The following is an 18,520-nucleotide window of genomic DNA, read 5'->3' as shown; positions in this document are numbered from 1 at the left end:
TGACCTAAAAATAACCAAATAGTGACTCATATTAATAAGTTAAAAATATTCAATGATCCCATTTACGGGTTTATTTCCATCCCGAACGAACTTATTTACGACTTAATTCAACATCCTTATTTTCAGCGTTTACGCCGTATTTCGCAAATGGGATTATCGTATTTGGTTTATCCCGGTGCCAATCATACGCGTTTTCATCACGCTTTGGGATGTATGCATTTGATGCAAAAAGCTATTGAAACGCTTCGTTTTAAAGGTGTTGCGATTTCCAATGATGAAGAATGTGCTTTGTTGATCGCCATTTTACTACACGATATTGGTCATGGTCCGTTTTCGCATGCAATGGAAAAAAGTATTGTTGAAGATGTGAATCACGAAGCTATTTCGTTGTTATTTATGAACCAGTTAAATAAAGAATTTAACGGGAAACTAAGTTTGGCTATTCAGGTTTTTAAAGGGGATTATCACAGGAAATTCATGTTGCAATTGATTTCAAGTCAATTAGATATGGATCGAATGGATTATTTAAAACGTGATAGTTTTTATACCGGAGTTGCAGAAGGAAACGTTAATTCTGAACGATTGATTCAGATGATGAATGTGGTTGACGGCGTTTTGGTAATTGAGGAAAAAGGAATTTATTCTGTCGAAAAATTTCTGCTTTCACGACGATTAATGTACTGGCAGGCTTATTTGCATAAAACGAGTTTGGTGGCCGAATTAATTTTGATGAAAGTGCTGAAAAGAGCGAAAGAATTAACGTTAAAAGGAATAAATCTGCCTTGCAGCGAACCTCTTTTGTATTTTATGCAAAATAAAGTGGCTTTGGAAGATTTTGATGCCGAAAAGTTGGATTTATTCTCTCAACTTGATGATTTTGATATTATTAGCGCTTTAAAAACCTGGCAAAAACATCCTGATTTCATCCTTTCTACTTTAAGTAAAATGATCATTAACAGAGATTTACTAAAAATAAAATTGAGCGCAGATAAAATTCCGATGGAAGAATCCCAATCTTTAAAAGAAGAATTTGCTAATGCGCACCATATTACGCAATTAGAAGCCGGATATTTTATTTTTAGAGGAAAAATTAAAAATCAGGCTTATAGTAAAGAAGCTGAACCGATACGAATTTTGAAAAAAGATAAAACAATTGAAGATGTTGTAGAAGCATCTGATCAGCTGAATTTGAAATCGTTATCTAAATTGGTGACAAAATATTACATCTGTTTTCCAAAACAACTTATCTAAAATTAACATTTAAAATCTATTTTTTATATTTTTGTCGCAATGAAATTTACAGCAGAACAAATAGCAGGAATTTTAGAAGGAGAAGTTGTTGGGAATCCCAATGCAGAAGTTTCTCGCTTATCTAAAATTGAAGAAGGCGAGGAAGGATCGCTTACTTTTTTAGCTAATCCGAAATATATCAACTACATATATACTACCAGAGCTTCAGTAACGATTGTTAATGACAGCTTTGTACCTGAACAGGAAATTACTACAACTTTAATAAAAGTGGAAGATGCTTATGCGTCTTTTTCTAAACTTTTGCAGTTTTACAACCAGGTAAAATTGAATAAAAACGGAGTAGAACCGCAGTCTTTTATGTCTGAAGGAACTAAACATGGTGAAAATTTATATTTAGGAAGCTTTAGTTATATAGGACAAAATGTGATTCTTGGCGACAACGTAAAAATTTACCCCAACAGTTTTATTGGCGATAATGTTGTTATTGGCGATAATGTGTATATTTTTGCAGGCGCTAAAATTTATTCTGAAACAATAATTGGTAACAATTGTACCATTCATTCAGGGACTATAATTGGTGCGGATGGTTTTGGTTTTGTACCAAATGAAGAAGGTGTATATAGTAAGGTTCCTCAAATTGGGAATGTTATTATTGAAGATAACGTAGATATTGGTGCCAATACTACAATCGACAGAGCAACTCTTGGTTCTACAATTATTAGAAACGGAGTTAAATTAGACAATCAGATCCAGATTGCCCATAATGTAGAAATTGGTCGAAATACCGTAATTGCAGCACAATCTGGTGTTGCAGGTTCTACAAAAATTGGAGAAAACTGTATGATTGGCGGGCAGGTTGGTATCGCAGGCCATTTGGTTATAGGTAATAATGTAAGGCTTCAGGCTCAATCGGGCGTAGCAAGAAATATCAAAGATGATGAAGTTTTGCAAGGATCTCCATCATTAGGATATGGCGATTTTAATAAATCGTATGTCCATTTTAAGAATTTACCTAAAATTGTGGCCGAAGTTGAAGAATTAAAAAAACAAATAATAAACCCAAAAAATGGAAATAATGGTTAAACAGAAGACCATCAAAAATGAAATTTCACTAACAGGAGTTGGATTACATACTGGAAAAGAAGTTACAATGACTTTTAAACCTGCTCCAATTAATAATGGTTTCACTTTTGTAAGAGTAGATTTGCAAGGTCAACCAGTCATTGAGGCTGATGCTAATTATGTTGTTAATACGCAAAGAGGTACTAATTTAGAAAAATTAGGCGTAAAAATTCAAACTCCGGAACACGTTTTAGCTGCGTTAGTTGGTTGTGATCTGGATAATGTTATCATAGAATTAAATGCTTCTGAACTTCCTATTATGGATGGTTCTTCAAAATATTTTGTTGAAGCAATCGAAAACGCAGGTATCGAAGAGCAAGACGCGAAACGTAATGTTTATGTAGTAAAAGAAGTTATTTCGTTTACTGATGAAACTACCGGAAGCGAGATCCTGGTGATGCCTAGCGACGATTATCAAGTAACTGCAATGGTAGATTTTGGTACTAAAGTTTTAGGTACTCAAAATGCTACTATGAAAAGTATAGCCGATTTTAAAGAGGAAATTGCTAATTCCAGAACTTTTAGTTTCTTACACGAATTAGAATCTTTATTAGAAAACGGACTTATAAAAGGTGGCGATTTAAATAACGCTATTGTATATGTAGATAAAGAAATTTCTGAGTCTACAATGGAAAATTTAAAGAAAGCTTTTGGAAAAGACAAAATTTCGGTTAAACCAAATGGTGTTTTAGACAACCTTACTTTACATTATCCAAACGAAGCTGCAAGACATAAATTGCTAGATGTTGTGGGAGATTTATCTTTGATTGGTGTTAGAATTCAGGGAAAAATTATCGCTAACAAACCTGGGCATTATGTAAATACTCAGTTTGCCAAAAAAATGGCGAAAATCATTAAAATAGAGCAAAGAAACCACGTGCCGGTTTATGACTTAAATCAAGAGCCTTTGATGGATATCCATAAAATTATGGCTGTTTTACCTCACAGACCTCCATTTTTATTGATCGACAGAATTATCGAAATGTCTGACAGTCATGTGGTGGGAATGAAAAATGTAACGATGAACGAAAATTTCTTTGTAGGGCATTTTCCAGAAGCACCAGTTATGCCGGGCGTTTTAATTGTTGAAGCAATGGCACAAACAGGAGGAATTTTGGTATTAAGTACGGTTCCGGACCCTGAAAATTATTTGACATACTTTATGAAAATAGACAATGTTAAATTCAAACATAAAGTATTGCCGGGTGATACATTAATTTTCAAATGTGAGTTGATTTCTCCTATCAGAAGAGGAATTTGTCACATGCAGGCAAATGCGTATGCAAACGGAAAATTAGTGACCGAGGCAGAATTAATGGCTCAAATTGCAAGAAAACAATAATAATTTATCGATTTTATTGTTTACGTTTGTTGCCCAAATTAGATTATTTTAATTTAAAATATAAAACTCACAGATGAATCAACCATTAGCATATGTTCATCCCGGCGCTAAAATCGCTAAAAACGTTGTAATTGAACCCTTTACAACAATTCACAATAATGTTGTTATTGGTGACGGTACTTGGATTGGTTCAAATGTAACCATCATGGAAGGAGCTCGTATTGGTAAAAATTGTAATATTTTTCCAGGAGCTGTAATTTCTGCAGTACCACAAGATTTAAAATTTGGAGGAGAAGATTCCCTTGCTATTATAGGAGACAATTGTACAATTAGAGAATGTGTAACCATTAATAGAGGTACAGTTGCTTCAGGACAAACAATTTTAGGAAACAATTGTCTTATTATGGCTTATGCGCATATTGCACACGATTGCGAAATTGGAAATAATGCCATTATCGTAAACGGAGTTGCACTTGCCGGACACGTAGTTGTTGGAAATCATGCCGTTATTGGAGGTTTGGCAGCAATTCACCAATTTATTCATATTGGAGATCACGCTATGATTTCTGGAGGATCTTTGGTAAGAAAAGATGTTCCGCCTTATACAAAAGCTGCAAAAGAACCATTATCTTACGTAGGAATTAATTCTGTTGGTTTAAGAAGAAGAGGTTTCAGTACGGAGAAAATCAGAGAAATTCAGGAAATTTACAGAATTTTATACCAAAAGAATTACAATACAACACAAGCTTTAAGTATTATTGAAGCTGAAATGGAAGCTACTCCTGAGAGAGATGAAATTTTAGATTTTATCAGAAATTCATCAAGAGGAATCATGAAAGGTTATTCAGGAAACTATTAAATAAAAGTTTAATCGTTTATTTGTTTATTCGTTACATCGAAAGCAGATAAACGATTTAACGATTAAACAAAATATTAAATAAAACAAGAACAAATGGCATCTACATCAGATATTAGAAACGGATTGTGTATTAAATTCAATCACGATATTTATAAAATCGTTGAATTTCTTCACGTAAAACCTGGAAAAGGTCCTGCTTTCGTAAGAACAAAATTAAGAAGTTTAACTACAGGAAGAGTATTGGACAATACGTTTTCTGCAGGACATAAAATTGATGATGTGCGTGTTGAAACGCATAACTACCAGTTTTTATATGCTGAAGGAGAAGAGTTTCATTTTATGAATACAGAATCTTTTGAGCAAATTTCTTTGAATAAAAACATTTTGGATGCTCCGGGATTATTGAAAGAAGGAACAAGCGTAATGGTTCAGGTAAATACTGAAACTGACTTGCCTTTATCAGTAGATATGCCATCTTCTGTAATTCTTGAAGTTACTTATGCTGAGCCGGGAGTAAAAGGAAATACAGCTACAAATGCTACAAAATCTGCTACGGTAGAAACTGGAGCAACTGTAAACGTTCCGTTGTTCATCAACGAAGGTGATAAAATTAAAATTGATACAGCTTCAGGTTCTTACATGGAGCGTGTAAAAGAGTAGTTTTTATAAGTTTTCAGTTTTCAGTCGCAGTTATCAGTTTTTGATATAGATTGAAAACTGAGACTGAAAACTGAGACTAAAAACTAATATATATGAAATTTCAAAAGATTCATTCTTTACAAGAAATTGCAAATTTGCTTCAATGCGAATTTATAGGTGACCAGAACTTTCCGGTTTTAGGCATGAACGAAATACATGTCGTTGAACCAGGAGATATCGTTTTTGTTGACCATCCTAAATATTATGACAAAGCTTTACAATCAGCAGCTACTATTGTTTTAATTAATAAAAAAGTAGATTGTCCGGAAGGTAAAGCCCTTTTAATCTCTGATGATCCTTTCAGAGATTTTAATACCCTAACCAAACATTTCAGACCTTTTCAGCCTACAACTGTGGCAATTGCGCTTTCTGCAACTATTGGAGAAGGAACTGTGATTCAGCCTAATTGTTTTATTGGAAACAATGTAACAATCGGGAAAAACTGCCTGATACATCCTAATGTAACGATTTACGATCACACCGTAATTGGTGACAATGTCATGATTCATGCCGGAACTGTTTTAGGAGCCGATGCCTTTTATTATAAAAAACGTCCGGATGGTTTCGATCAGTTGATTTCAGGCGGAAGAGTTGTAATCGAAGATAATGTTGGTATTGGTGCACTTTGTACGATTGACAAAGGCGTAACGGGAGATACTACTATTGGCGAAGGAACAAAACTGGATAATCAGGTACATGTTGGACATGATACTGTGATTGGCAAAAAATGTTTAATTGCATCGCAAACGGGTATTGCCGGCTGTGTTGTTATTGAAGACGAAGTAACAATTTGGGGACAAGTTGGTACAACAAGCGGAATCACAATAGGAGCGAAAGCAGTTATTATGGGACAAACTGGTGTAACAAAATCAGTTGAAGGCGGAAAATCTTATTTTGGAACTCCAATAGAAGAATCAAGAGAAAAGTTAAAACAATTGGCTAATATCAAAAAGATTCCTGAAATTCTAAATAAATTGAAATAATATGTCTATTAAAGAATTTGTTCAAAAATTTTATAAGTCGGATGCCTTAATTGATAGCGAAATCATGAAAACATATTTACATCCCGATGTAAAGTTGGATTGGAACAGCACCAAAGGATTAATTGAGATGGATTATAATTCGATGTTAGATATGGCAAATGAGCTAAGTCGCGCATACGTGCGTTCTAAAGTAAGAATAAGCCATATAATTGCTGAAGATGATTTGGTTTCAATTCGTTATTCTCATTTTGTAAAAACGATCGAAAACCCAAGAGAAGAGATGTTATTAGCCCATTTTGCTACAATTTGGCAAATAAAAGACGATAAATTATATCGTGGTTATCAAATGAGTCAATTTTCTTAATATTTTTTGATGACAAAAAGGTTAAAATACGTTACAAAACCTTACTTTTGCATCACAATTTTAAAAACTACATAAAATATATATCATGAGTGTTTTAGTTAATAAAGATTCCAAAATAATTGTTCAAGGATTTACAGGAAGCGAAGGAACTTTCCACGCTTCTCAAATGATTGAGTACGGTACTAATGTTGTTGGTGGTGTTACTCCGGGAAAAGGAGGAACCAGCCATTTAGACCGTCCGGTTTTTAATACAGTAAAAGACGCTGTTGACCAAGCTGGAGCTGATACATCTATCATTTTCGTACCGCCGGCTTTTGCTGCTGATGCAATTATGGAAGCTGCTGATGCTGGAATTAAAGTAATTATTGCTATTACAGAAGGAATTCCTGTAGCAGATATGATTAAAGCAAATAATTATGTTAAAGAAAGAAATTCAAGATTAATTGGGCCAAACTGTCCAGGTGTTATTACTCCGGGAGAAGCTAAAGTTGGTATTATGCCAGGTTTCGTTTTCAAAAAAGGAACAGTTGGTATCGTTTCTAAATCAGGAACTTTAACTTATGAAGCTGCTGACCAGGTTGTAAAACAAGGTTTAGGAATTACTACAGCTATTGGTATTGGTGGAGATCCAATTATTGGAACTACTACTAAAGAAGCTGTTGAATTATTAATGAACGATCCTGAAACTGAAATCATTATTATGATTGGTGAAATTGGTGGTCAACTTGAAGCTGATGCTGCAAGATGGGTAAGAGCTGATGGTAACCGTAAACCAGTTGTTGGTTTTATCGCCGGAGAAACTGCTCCTGCTGGTAGAACAATGGGTCACGCAGGTGCTATTGTTGGTGGTTCTGATGATACAGCTGCTGCTAAAAAACAAATTATGAGAGACAACGGAATTCACGTTGTTGATTCACCAGCTGAAATTGGTAAAAAAGTGAAAGAAGTACTTGGATAATCTCCAGTATTCAAAATAAAAAATTCCAAAAAAAGTCTCAATATTTTGTTGAGACTTTTTTACATTTTTAAAATGATTGGAATTTAATTTAAAAACTTAGTAACTCAGATTCTCAGAACCTTAGAAGCTTAAAAAAAGAAATATGTACAAAGAATTAAAAAAGTTTAAAGTAAGCAATAGTTTTATTTTTACCATTGAAGATAGTTTAGAACAAGCTTGTAATGCTCCGGAATCAGGTGCAGGAGTTTTTGTGGTTTATGCTGTTGAAGGAGATGCAAAAGAATTAATCATGGTGGGTTCTACAGGAACTGTTCAGAATGATGGAACTTTAAAAAGTAAAAATGGCGGTTTATATGATAAAATCGTAAACGGACACCAATTTGCTAAAACTGGTAGAAAATATTCATGGCCAGCACAAATGAAATTAGAAAATATCGCTGCTCTTGAAGTAGTTTGGTATGAAACTTTCAACGCAGATTCAAAAGGAATTCCTACGACTGTTGAAGGACAGGTTTTGCAAAATTTCTTAGATGAAAATGCAAAATTACCAAGATGGAATGTAGCTTTCTAAAAAGTTAGTTTTACATAAAATAATCAAAAGCCTTGCTATTTATTTAGTGAGGCTTTTTTTCGTTTTAATAAATCGATTTGTTAAAATTATGTTATAATATAGGGAAGTAAAATCTGATATTTTGAGAATGAATTAAATAAAAAATAATTTTAACATTCTTTCAAACCACTAGTAATATCAGCAAATCAGAACATTTGTTATATTAGAAAACTGTGTCTTTTGTGTAAAATAATTGGTTTTAAATATTTGCTTTTATATATTTATCGCACAAAACCAAAGGATAATGTTAAAAAACTGTATTCTTTGTATTAAGTGAATTCCGTTTTTTTAATTCCACGCCTCAATTTAGATTATGAAAACCCCAATATTAAAATTCAATACTTTTGACGACATCACGCTTTGGACAAATTTAAAGGACGGTGATGAAAAATCATTTTCGCTTTTGTTTGAAAGATATTACAGTGATCTCGTTAGTTATGGAAATTCACTTTCTCCATTTCATGAAAAAGTGCAGGATTGTATTCAGGATGTATTCACGGATATTTGGGTTTATAGAAATTCATTGCAAAGTTCAGTTGTTGTAAAAGCGTATTTGTTATCTAGCGTTCGCAAAAGAATTGCACGTTTAAACGAACGCGATCATATTTTTAGAAAAGCTGCAAGCACAGATTCGGTAGCGTTTCTTTTAAAATTTTCAGTAGAACACGAACTAATTGATGACGATTATGCGACTAAAGAAAAAATTGCGCACCTGAACAAATTATTAAACGATTTACCGGCACGGCAAAAAGAAGCATTGTATTTAAGATATCATCAGGGATTAACGGTTGAGCAAATTGCAGAAATGCTGGATGTTAATTATCAATCGGCTAGTAATTTGTTACACCGTGGTTTATTGGCGCTTCGCAAAGAATGGAAAGGCAGTTTATCCCTAATTTTTCTACTATCTTCAAGCTCTTTTTAATTTTATTAAAAAAAAGTTAAAAAAAATCACAATTTGGTGAGTATATAATCAGAGATCTGTCCTCTATGTTTTTGTAACCTTATTTTTAGATGCAAAAACGTAACACATATACCGAAATTGAAGATTTCTTGTCTGACGAATCATTCCAGTCCTGGATTTTATTTAAAATAGACAAAGACGGCTGGGAAGAGTGGACTTTAGAAAGCCGCCAACGTGCCAAGCTGGTAGAAAATGCAAGATTATTGTTGCTGGCAATGCAAGTGCCGGAGTCTCAATTGTCTGCTTCTGATATTCATAGGGCATTGCAATCGACATGGGATAAAATTGAAGAAAAAGAGAATCAGATCAATTTAACTCAAAATTCAAATATAAAATTCCTAAGAAAATATTTTCTTGCCGGAGTTGCTGCAACTTTACTTTTTGGATTAGTATCTGTTTGGTTTTATCAAAATCATTTAAGTATTGATAATAAAGTTGTTACATACAAAGAGCTTATTGATGAAAATAGTGAAGGATTAGTTGAACAAACCAATAATTCAGACAAGCCTCAAATTATTACATTATCTGATGGCAGTTCGGTTTTATTGCAGCCCAATAGTAAATTAAGTTACCCTAAAATCTTTACCGGAAACGAAAGAAAGGTGTATTTGTCCGGCGAAGGTTTCTTTGAAATTAGTAAAAATCCTAAAAAACCTTTTTACGTTTATGCAAACGAGATTGTTACAAAGGTTGTTGGAACTAGTTTTAGAGTAAAAGCTTATTCTGATCGACCTGACGTTGAAGTTCTTGTTCGCACCGGTAAAGTTAAGGTAAAGTCAAACGATCTGGTTTCTAAATCAGATCAGGAAGAAATTGTTTTACTTCCAAACCAAGCATTACGATTCTTACGTAGTGATCTAAAATTCAATAAAATAACAAATATTACCCAAGATGCCGTATTGGCTCAAAGTGTTGGGAATATTGAACAGTTAAGTTTCGAATTTACGGATATTCCGGTTTCTCAAATTTTTGAAACAATCGAACAGGCTTATTTGGTAGATATTGATTATCCTAAAAATAAATTGAATGATTGTCACCTTACGACTTCGCTAAGTGATCAGCCTTTGACAGAAAAACTAAAAATCGTTTGTAAAAGTATTGGAAATAATACCAGTTTCGAAATGAACGGAAATCAAATTATTATAACATCAGAAGGATGTAATTAGGCTGTTGTGCAACTGTAATTGCACAAGTAAAGTTTTAATTTTTCATTTTTTAAAAGAGTAAAAACCAAAACCAAAACCAAAACCAAAAACCAAAACCAAACTAAAACCAATAAAAAAGCCTATGTAAAAGATGATGCATAAAAAAAGTGCCGAAATGCTGTAACATTCCGACACTTATTCAATTGAATTGCTCCCTGTAAAGAGTAATTCGTACGTTTCTTAAAATACACTCGAATCAGTATTAATCAAAACAAACCAAAATTATGAAAAAACCAGTTGTTAAACAACGATTACTCCATCGAATCATGAAAATAACACTATTTCAGTTTGTCTTAGCGCTTGTGTTTTCAAGTGTGACTATGGCAAATAATGTAAATGGGCAAAAAAAATTAGATACTAAAGTTACAATTACAGTTGAAAATTTGACTTTAGACAATGCATTATCTAAAATAGAAAAGTCTGCGCATGTAAAATTCTCATATAATTCAAGGCTTCCGCAACTAAATCAAAAAGTTAGTATTGAGGCCAATCAGGAAATTTTGTCTAGTATTCTTAACCGAATTCTGGCGCCATTTAATATCACATATTCAGAAGTTAGCAATCAGATTATTTTGCAAAAAAATACTGCTGCAAATCCGTTTGATACTTTAGATAATCATGATTCTTTATTTGAAATATTAACTGCCGGACCAATTATCAAAGGAAAAGTAACAGACCAAACAGGAAGTCCGCTTCCTGGAGCAACGGTAATGGCAAAAGGTACAAAAATGGCTGTTTTAACTGATTTTGACGGTAATTTTACGATCGAAATGCCAGCAAACAGTGATAGAATTGTGATTTCTTACGTAGGTATGGAAACGAAAGAAATTGGTACAGACAATACAACTCCAACAGTTGTTTTAAATGAATTAGGTCAAAACTTAAAAGAAGTTGTGGTAACAACAGGATACGAAAAAACATCAAAAAGAACTTTTACGGGAGCGATCAGTAAAATCTCCGGAGCAGAATTAAAAGTTGACGGAGTTGTTGATGTGAGCAGAATGATTGAAGGAAAAGCAGCAGGGGTAACGGTTCAGAACGTTACGGGTACATTTGGTACGGCTCCAAAAATCACAGTTCGTGGATCTTCATCCATTTTTGGAGATACAAAACCTTTATGGGTAATTGATGGTGTGGTACAAGAGGATATTATCAATTTATCTTTTGCAGATTTGGCTTCAGGAAACTCTTCCACTTTGTTGAGTTCATCTGTTGCGGGTTTAAATGCGAATGATATTCAAAGTATTGAGATTCTTAAAGATGCATCTGCAACTTCTATTTACGGTTCAAGATCTTTGAACGGAGTTGTAGTTGTTACTACAAAACAAGGTCGTAGAGATTCACCTTTAAAAGTGACATATTCGCTTGAACAAACCGTTAGAACAGTTCCTAATTACAGTCAATACGATATCTTGAATTCTCAGGAATCAATGAGTATTTTCAAAGAAATGGAATCTAAAGGATATCTTGATTTACCATCAACGGTAAACGGAAGATACGGTGGTGCTTACAATATTTTAGGAAGAGCGATCAATACTTATAACCCGGAAACAAATAGTTATTTGGTTAATAATGATCCGGTTAGTAGAAATAATTTCTTGAAAAAATACGAATTAGCAAACACAGATTGGTTCAGTGTTTTATTTAGACCTTCTTTGACACAAAACCACTCTTTGAGTTTTTCTGGTGGTGGAAAAAACAATACATTTTATGCCTCTTTAGGATATTATACAGATCCGGGATGGACTATTGCTGATGATGTTAAACAAATTTCGTCAAACATTAAAGGAACATTTTTTATTAATGATAAATTAAACATTACGTTATCGACTTTGGCTTCTGTGCGTGATCAGGGAGCACCGGGAAGTTATGAAAGCGAAAAAGATGTTGTTTTTGGAAAAGTAACCCGTGATTTCGATATCAATCCATTTAATTATGTGTTGAATACAAGTAGAACTTTAAGACCATATGATGAAAATGGAAATTTAGAGTATTACAGAAATAACTGGGCTAAAATGAATATTATCAATGAATTGGAAAATAATTTCATGGAAATTGAAGTGAAAGATATTCGTTTCCAATTGGATTTAGATTATAAAATAAACTCACATTTAACGTATAATCTTACTGGTTCTGCACGTTATGCAAATACAAGCCGTGAACACAAAATTCTTGAAGGTTCAAACGTTGTTGGTGCTTACAAAGCAGGTACGCCAGAAGGTGAAGATGGTGTAAATACATTGGTTAGAGATCAAAATATCTTTTTATACCAGGATCCAAATGATTTAACTGCGCCTAAAGTTTCGGTTTTACCAAATGGAGGTTTCTTAAGAAAATTTACAAATGACTTAACTTCTTATAACTTAAGAAATAGCATTACATATAGAAATACTTTAAATGAAAAACACGAATTAGAAGGTTTCTTTGGTACAGAGATGAGAGTTGTAGACAGAACAAGCGACAACTTTACAGCTGCCGGAATCCAATACGACAGAGGTCTTACCGCTTTTACAGATCCTAGAATTATCGAAAAAATAATCAACGGAGGAGATTCTTATTATGGTTTTAATGAAGAGAAAGAAAGAACAGTAGGTTTCTTCGGAAAAGTTGGTTATACATACGATCGTCGTTATACCGCTTCTGTTACAGGACGTTATGACGGATCTAACAGACAAGGAAACAGCGATTCTTCAAGATGGCTGCCAACATACACTTTTAGTGGAAAATGGAATTTATCTGAAGAAAAATTCATGAAAAACATAGAATCTGTAAATAATTTAAGCATTAGAGGATCTTACGGACTTACTGCAACTGCAGGGCCTGCAACAAACTCTTTGGCTATTTACAAAAGTTTTATCACAGACCGTTTTAATCTTGATGACAGAGAATCAGGAATTATGATTGATGAATTGCAAAACGGCGATCTTACTTGGGAAAAACAATATGAAACAAACTTAGGTGTAGATCTTGGCATGTATAATAACAGATTGCAATTAACAACGGATATCTATCGTCGTAAAGCATTTGATTTGGTTGATTATGTAATTACTTCAGGAATTGGAGGACAAAGAATCAGACAGGGAAATAATGCCGACATGGAAACTAAAGGTTTAGAGGTTGGACTTACGGGAAAAATTCTTGATTATTCAAACTTCAAATGGTCATCAACAGTAAACTTTTCTGTTTATTCACAAAATATTACAAAGTTAGAAAACACGCCTACAGTATTTGATTTAGTTGATCCAAACGGAGGAAATACAATCGGACACCCAAGAAATTCAATTTACTCGTATCAATTTACAGGTTTAAACAATCAGGGATTGCCAACTTTTATTATGGCCGATGGAGAAACAGATAATATTACAGGGGCTAATTTCCAAGATAATAAAGATGTTACAAAATACCTTAAATACGAAGGATCTATTGAGCCAAATAAATCTTTAGGCTGGGCAAATACATTTACGTACAAAAACTGGTCATTATATGTATTCTTTGTTGGATCAGCTGGAAACAAAGTACGTTTGAACCCTATTTTTGACAGTACTTATGATGATTTAACTGTTTTTACAAAAGATTTCACAAACCGTTGGATCAACCCGGGTGACGAACAATATACGAATGTTCCGGTTATTGCAGACAGACGTTTAAATGCTAATTATGGCGGAGACCGTACATTGGCAAAAGCTTACAATACCTACAACTATTCAGATGTTCGTATTGCCGATGGAGATTTTGTTAGATTAAAGAACATATCATTGAGTTGGGAGTTTCCAAAAGATTTCAAGAAAAAGTTAGGAGTAAGCACTTTTACATTAAAAGGATCAGCTGTTAATCCTTGGTTACTTTATTCAGACAAAAGATTAAATGGTCAGGATCCTGAATTCCGTAATTCTGGAGGAGTTGCCTTACCGGTAACATCTCAATACACTTTTACTTTAAACCTTTCATTATAATAGCTAAAATCATGAAAAAATTAAAAATAACATTATCCCTATTAGTACTTATAAGTATTACTGGCTGTGATGATTTCCTTTCAGAAAAACCAGACAATAGAACAGAAATTGATACGCCGGATAAAATATCTGAAATATTAGTAAATGCCTATCCTCAAATGAGTTATTTTGATATTGCCGAAACAATGTCTGATAATGTTTTTGATAGCGGCCTGGCATCGACCCTGCAAAAAAATGAGCAGAATTACAACTGGGAAATTCAGACAGAAACAGCTGATATTGATACGCAGGCTTATTACTGGGATGCTTGTTACAGAGCTATTGCACACGCAAATACAGCTTTGCAAGCGATAGATGAATTAGGAAATTCGGCTAGTTTAAATCCTCAAAAAGGAGAAGCATTATTGGCAAGAGCATATGCTCATTTTATGTTGGTTAGCTTTTGGTCTAAACGTTATAATCCGGCTACTGCCGAAAGAGATTTGGGTATTCCATATGTTACAAAACCTGAAACAGAATTAGTAACAAAATATACTCGAAATACCGTAGCTGAAGTTTTCGATTTTATTCAAAAAGATATCGAAGAAGGTTTAAAATTAGTTACCAATGATTATAAAGAAGTTAAATTTCATTTTAATAAAGATGCTGCAAAAGCATTCGCCAGCAGATTTTATTTGGTAAAAGGAGATTGGGACAGAGTAATTGCATTATCAGATGATTTAGGTTCTAAACCAGTTGGACAATTAAGAGATTTTGCATCGTATGATCTTTTAGGTGTCGAAGATCAGCAATTAAGCTATGCAAGCAGTACTGCAAATACAAATTTATTAATTGTATCGCCTAATTCTATTGTAAGCAGATCTCGTTATTTAAACAGATTTTATCTTTCCGGAGCAAGATATCAGGAGATATTGGGACCAGCAACGAGTTTATTTGGTAAACCATGGCTTTATAATTTTTATTCATCAAATAGCAGTATAACTGTTTTTCTTCCAAAGTTTTATGAGTATTTCAAATATACTAACGTAACGGCCGGAATTGGAGAACCTTATACGGCAGAAGTTTTATTAAGCAACGATGAGTTTTTCTTAAATCGTATTGAAGCTCATGTTATGAAAGGCGAAACAGCGCTTGCAAACACAGAACTGGAGTACTTTTTATCTACAAGAACTGCAGGATATAATCCGGCAACAGATAAATTGACAGAAGCAAAAGTAGTAGCAAAATATCCTGTTATCGAAAATGAATATACACCGTTTTATACGATGACGCCAGTACAAACGTCTTATGTTAAGGCTATTGCCGAAACAAGAAGAAGAGATTTTATTCACGAAGGAATGAGATGGTTTGATATCAAACGTTTCAATATTGTCGTAAATCACGAAACGGTAAATAAGCCGGTAAATGTTCTGGAGAAAGATGATAACCGTAGAGCATTGCAAATTCCGCTTCACGCGTCGAATACAGGTGTTGAATTAAATCCGAGATAATAACTTTAATACAAGATTTATGAAATTATCAAAATACAATATAATAGCAGGAGCATTTTTACTAACACTAACTTTAGTTTCTTGTGCCAGCGATGATCAGCCGGGAGAAAGTCAATTAGACTTTACAAAACCGGCACAAACAACATTAGATAAATGGATTGTAACCAATTATTTGAATCCGTTTAATATTAATGTTCAGTATAAATGGAATCAAAATACGGTTGATAACAGTCGTTTCTTATTTCCTCCATTAGTAGAAAAAGTACAGCCAGCTCTTGAAATCGTTCAAAAAATATGGTTGGATAGTTACTCAACAATTGGCGGGGCAGATTTTGTTAAAAAAATTGCACCAAGAGAAATTGTTTTGGTTGGAGGTGTCAATTTAAATAGTGTTGGAACAAAAACCTTAGGAATCGCCGAAGGCGGGCAACGTGTTACTTTGTTCGAAACAGATTATATCGATCAGTCAGATCGTGAGAATGTGACGCAGTTTATTCACACCATTCAGCACGAGTATATTCATATTTTGAATCAGCACAAACCTTTCGACGAAAAATCATGGGCAGCAATTACGCCGGTAGGTTATACAGCAGATTGGTACAATTATGAAATTCCGGAATCAAACGAAATTGGTTTTATTACCAGTTACGCAAGATCAAATATCAACGAAGATTTTGCTGAAACAGCGTCGGTTATATTAACTACTTCAAAAGCTGACTATGCTGCTTTTCTTGCAGGTATTCAAACTCCTTCGGCTTTATTTGCCTTAAAAGCAAAAGAAGCACTTGTGGTAAAATATTTTAAAGATGCTTTCAATATCGATTTTTATACCTTAAGAGATGAAGCTGAAAAAAATACTAACGACGTAATTAACAATTAAATAAAAGTATTATGAAAGTAAAAAACATATATAAGTACTTATTTGCAGCGTTGTTAGCCCTGCAATTAAGCAGCTGTAATAATAATACAGATGCAGAACAATTATTTGATAAAACACCTACGGATCGTTTAAATGCTCAGAAATCAGAATTAGGAAAAGCATTGCTTGATTCTCAATATGGCTGGAAATTAGTTTATTTTACAGATAATACGGTTTTGGGCGGTTATACGCATTTATTCAAATTTGCTGCTGACGGAACTGTAGAAATGGCTTCGGATTTTGACAGCGATACAGATGTTTACAAAAGCGAGTACGAAGTTCAGTTAGGAAGTACGGTAAGTTTAACCTTTACAACCAAAAACAGAATTCACCTTTTATCAGAATCAGATAATTATCCAATTCCGGCTTTGCGTAGTAAAGGATATTTAGGAGATTTTCAGTTCTTGTATTACGGTCAGGAAAATGGAGAAATCGTTTTTAGAACCAACAGAACTTCTCAGGAAATTCGTTTTGTAAAAGCAACGGCAGCAGATTGGGCTAATCTTTCTGAAAATCTTGTAATGGAGCAAAACGTTATTGGAGGTGATGACAGACCGCTTTTTAGATTATTAGAAACGAATGATGGTACTACAAAACACAAATTTGATTTTTCTTTTACACAAGTAACCCGTTTTGCAGAAGCAAATTCTATCGAAGCAGGATATTCTGTAAGTTATAATATGGGAGTGGGGTATACACCAACCGGAATTATCGTAAGTCCTGCAGTAGAAGTTGGCGGCCAAAAATTATCGGTATTTAATTATGATGATACAACAGGAAGTTTTACCGCAACAGGTACAGGCGGAGTTACTGCTATTATAAAATATACAGACAGACCATTGTTGCTTACAGACGATTATAAAATATTACTTCCAGGAAAAGTTTACGCCAGATTTGGTTACTATCCGGATGATTATACAGAAGACGCACCAACAAATTCAAAATTATTTGTAACCGAATTAGCGAAGATTAATGCATCGTTACCGGCAGGTCAATATATTACATCTGTACAATTATACCTGAACCATTCACTTGGAAACTTCATTTATTACACTTTTCAGGGAAGATCAGCATTACAGCATTATGTAGATGTTGTTGAAGATCCGGTTGGCAAAAAAATCATTTTGAAACATAAATCATGGAACGGAAATACAACTGTTGCAACTCCGGCTTTCCTTGCAGGTTTTGATAAAAACTTGATGGACGCTAACGGATTATATGTGAAGAAAGAAAGTTTTAAATTATTTTATTCAAACACGGTTTTCACTTTTACAAGTTCGTCAACACCATTTAGAATGACTACATGGCAGCTTAACTAATAGTTTATTTTTGTTTTTATTTTGGTAAAAGCGGTTCAACAGAACCGCTTTTTGATTAATTAAAAAATAGACAATTCGAAAACAAACCCACATATAATTATTTATAAAGGATTATGAAAAAATATAGTACATTAATAAATATTATTTTCTTTTTATGGGGCTTGTTACTTTTGGCTATATCCGAAATATATAAGGGCGTCTATACAAGATATTATTTGTATCTCTCAATTTTAATAATCATTCCAGTGATGGTTGTTAATCTTATAAAACAGAGAAAAAAAGATAAACTTATGCACACGACAATGTTTGCATCATCAATTTACAGAATGCTTATAATGGCAGTTTTGTTGGGATTTTTGTTTTTTATAACCAAACAAAGCAGTATTTAAAAAAATGAAAATAAATTCTTATTTTATGTATTAAAAATAGATTATAATTCTTATATTTATAAACGAAAATCAAATGATCATACATATTACAGG

At 33.5% G+C, this 18,520-nt stretch carries 15 protein-coding genes; all 15 read left to right on the top strand.

The window, feature by feature from the left end; genetic code table 11:
* Window positions 1-21: 21 nt before the first annotated feature.
* The 15 genes from ACZ0AH_RS12285 (at window position 22) to ACZ0AH_RS12215 (ending at window position 18,038) form a co-directional block, all read left to right on the top strand.
* Window positions 22-1,251, top strand: a complete 1,230-nt coding sequence (locus tag ACZ0AH_RS12285; RefSeq protein WP_463476085.1) for an HD domain-containing protein — start codon at window positions 22-24, stop codon at window positions 1,249-1,251.
* Window positions 1,252-1,290: 39 nt separating this feature from the next.
* Window positions 1,291-2,334, top strand: a complete 1,044-nt coding sequence (gene lpxD / locus ACZ0AH_RS12280) for a UDP-3-O-(3-hydroxymyristoyl)glucosamine N-acyltransferase (protein ID WP_463476084.1) — start codon at window positions 1,291-1,293, stop codon at window positions 2,332-2,334.
* Complete coding sequence (locus ACZ0AH_RS12275; protein ID WP_463476083.1) at window positions 2,327-3,715, top strand: bifunctional UDP-3-O-[3-hydroxymyristoyl] N-acetylglucosamine deacetylase/3-hydroxyacyl-ACP dehydratase; 1,389 nt, start codon at window positions 2,327-2,329, stop codon at window positions 3,713-3,715. Before lpxD ends, ACZ0AH_RS12275 begins: the two co-directional genes overlap by 8 nt.
* 73 nt (window positions 3,716-3,788) lie before the next feature.
* Window positions 3,789-4,574: an acyl-ACP--UDP-N-acetylglucosamine O-acyltransferase gene (gene lpxA / locus ACZ0AH_RS12270; RefSeq protein ID WP_463476082.1), complete on the top strand. Its 786-nt coding sequence runs from the start codon at window positions 3,789-3,791 to the stop codon at window positions 4,572-4,574.
* 93 nt (window positions 4,575-4,667) lie between these two features.
* Window positions 4,668-5,234 carry an elongation factor P gene (gene efp / locus ACZ0AH_RS12265; RefSeq protein ID WP_463476081.1) on the top strand — a complete coding sequence of 189 codons (567 nt, stop codon included), beginning with the start codon at window positions 4,668-4,670 and terminating at the stop codon, window positions 5,232-5,234.
* 92 nt (window positions 5,235-5,326) lie between these two features.
* A complete protein-coding gene (locus ACZ0AH_RS12260) occupies window positions 5,327-6,256 on the top strand; it encodes a UDP-3-O-(3-hydroxymyristoyl)glucosamine N-acyltransferase (RefSeq protein ID WP_463476080.1) in 930 nt (309 codons plus the stop codon).
* Between the two features lies 1 nt (window position 6,257).
* The gene (locus tag ACZ0AH_RS12255; RefSeq protein WP_029270182.1) at window positions 6,258-6,620 is read left to right on the top strand and encodes a nuclear transport factor 2 family protein; all 363 of its coding nucleotides are present in this window, start codon (window positions 6,258-6,260) and stop codon (window positions 6,618-6,620) included.
* An 85-nt stretch (window positions 6,621-6,705) separates the two neighbouring features.
* The gene (gene sucD, locus ACZ0AH_RS12250; RefSeq protein ID WP_089351425.1) at window positions 6,706-7,578 is read left to right on the top strand and encodes a succinate--CoA ligase subunit alpha; all 873 of its coding nucleotides are present in this window, start codon (window positions 6,706-6,708) and stop codon (window positions 7,576-7,578) included.
* A gap of 142 nt (window positions 7,579-7,720) precedes the next feature.
* The gene (locus ACZ0AH_RS12245) at window positions 7,721-8,149 is read left to right on the top strand and encodes a hypothetical protein (RefSeq protein ID WP_463476079.1); all 429 of its coding nucleotides are present in this window, start codon (window positions 7,721-7,723) and stop codon (window positions 8,147-8,149) included.
* A 352-nt stretch (window positions 8,150-8,501) separates the two neighbouring features.
* Entirely contained in the window at window positions 8,502-9,113 is a 612-nt protein-coding gene (locus ACZ0AH_RS12240) for an RNA polymerase sigma factor (RefSeq protein WP_463476078.1), read from the top strand.
* An 89-nt stretch (window positions 9,114-9,202) separates the two neighbouring features.
* Window positions 9,203-10,318 carry a FecR family protein gene (locus ACZ0AH_RS12235; RefSeq protein ID WP_463476077.1) on the top strand — a complete coding sequence of 372 codons (1,116 nt, stop codon included), beginning with the start codon at window positions 9,203-9,205 and terminating at the stop codon, window positions 10,316-10,318.
* A gap of 263 nt (window positions 10,319-10,581) precedes the next feature.
* Window positions 10,582-14,310: a SusC/RagA family TonB-linked outer membrane protein gene (locus ACZ0AH_RS12230; RefSeq protein WP_463476076.1), complete on the top strand. Its 3,729-nt coding sequence runs from the start codon at window positions 10,582-10,584 to the stop codon at window positions 14,308-14,310.
* 11 nt (window positions 14,311-14,321) lie between these two features.
* Window positions 14,322-15,800, top strand: coding sequence for a RagB/SusD family nutrient uptake outer membrane protein (locus tag ACZ0AH_RS12225; protein WP_463476075.1), 1,479 nt, complete (start codon window positions 14,322-14,324; stop codon window positions 15,798-15,800).
* A 19-nt stretch (window positions 15,801-15,819) separates the two neighbouring features.
* On the top strand, window positions 15,820-16,680 hold the full coding sequence (locus ACZ0AH_RS12220; RefSeq protein ID WP_463476074.1) for a substrate import-associated zinc metallohydrolase lipoprotein: 861 nt from the start codon (window positions 15,820-15,822) through the stop codon (window positions 16,678-16,680).
* Between the two features lie 11 nt (window positions 16,681-16,691).
* Window positions 16,692-18,038 carry a DUF4302 domain-containing protein gene (locus tag ACZ0AH_RS12215; RefSeq protein WP_463476073.1) on the top strand — a complete coding sequence of 449 codons (1,347 nt, stop codon included), beginning with the start codon at window positions 16,692-16,694 and terminating at the stop codon, window positions 18,036-18,038.
* Window positions 18,039-18,520 lie beyond the last annotated feature (482 nt).

This window comes from Flavobacterium sp. AC105, assembly GCF_979258495.1.
This window is presented reverse-complemented; position numbering and strand designations above follow the sequence as displayed.

Bases quoted from the DNA above. Each gene is read 5' to 3' on its own strand.
- ACZ0AH_RS12235 (WP_463476077.1), top strand. From the start codon at position 9,203: ATGCAAAAACGTAACACATATACCGAAATTGAAGATTTCTTGTCTGAC.
- ACZ0AH_RS12225 (WP_463476075.1), top strand. From the start codon at position 14,322: ATGAAAAAATTAAAAATAACATTATCCCTATTAGTACTTATAAGTATT.
- ACZ0AH_RS12230 (WP_463476076.1), top strand. From the start codon at position 10,582: ATGAAAAAACCAGTTGTTAAACAACGATTACTCCATCGAATCATGAAA.
- efp (WP_463476081.1), top strand. From the start codon at position 4,668: ATGGCATCTACATCAGATATTAGAAACGGATTGTGTATTAAATTCAAT.
- ACZ0AH_RS12220 (WP_463476074.1), top strand. From the start codon at position 15,820: ATGAAATTATCAAAATACAATATAATAGCAGGAGCATTTTTACTAACA.
- ACZ0AH_RS12260 (WP_463476080.1), top strand. From the start codon at position 5,327: ATGAAATTTCAAAAGATTCATTCTTTACAAGAAATTGCAAATTTGCTT.
- ACZ0AH_RS12215 (WP_463476073.1), top strand. From the start codon at position 16,692: ATGAAAGTAAAAAACATATATAAGTACTTATTTGCAGCGTTGTTAGCC.
- ACZ0AH_RS12275 (WP_463476083.1), top strand. From the start codon at position 2,327: ATGGTTAAACAGAAGACCATCAAAAATGAAATTTCACTAACAGGAGTT.
- ACZ0AH_RS12255 (WP_029270182.1), top strand. From the start codon at position 6,258: ATGTCTATTAAAGAATTTGTTCAAAAATTTTATAAGTCGGATGCCTTA.
- lpxD (WP_463476084.1), top strand. From the start codon at position 1,291: ATGAAATTTACAGCAGAACAAATAGCAGGAATTTTAGAAGGAGAAGTT.
- lpxA (WP_463476082.1), top strand. From the start codon at position 3,789: ATGAATCAACCATTAGCATATGTTCATCCCGGCGCTAAAATCGCTAAA.
- ACZ0AH_RS12245 (WP_463476079.1), top strand. From the start codon at position 7,721: ATGTACAAAGAATTAAAAAAGTTTAAAGTAAGCAATAGTTTTATTTTT.
- ACZ0AH_RS12240 (WP_463476078.1), top strand. From the start codon at position 8,502: ATGAAAACCCCAATATTAAAATTCAATACTTTTGACGACATCACGCTT.
- sucD (WP_089351425.1), top strand. From the start codon at position 6,706: ATGAGTGTTTTAGTTAATAAAGATTCCAAAATAATTGTTCAAGGATTT.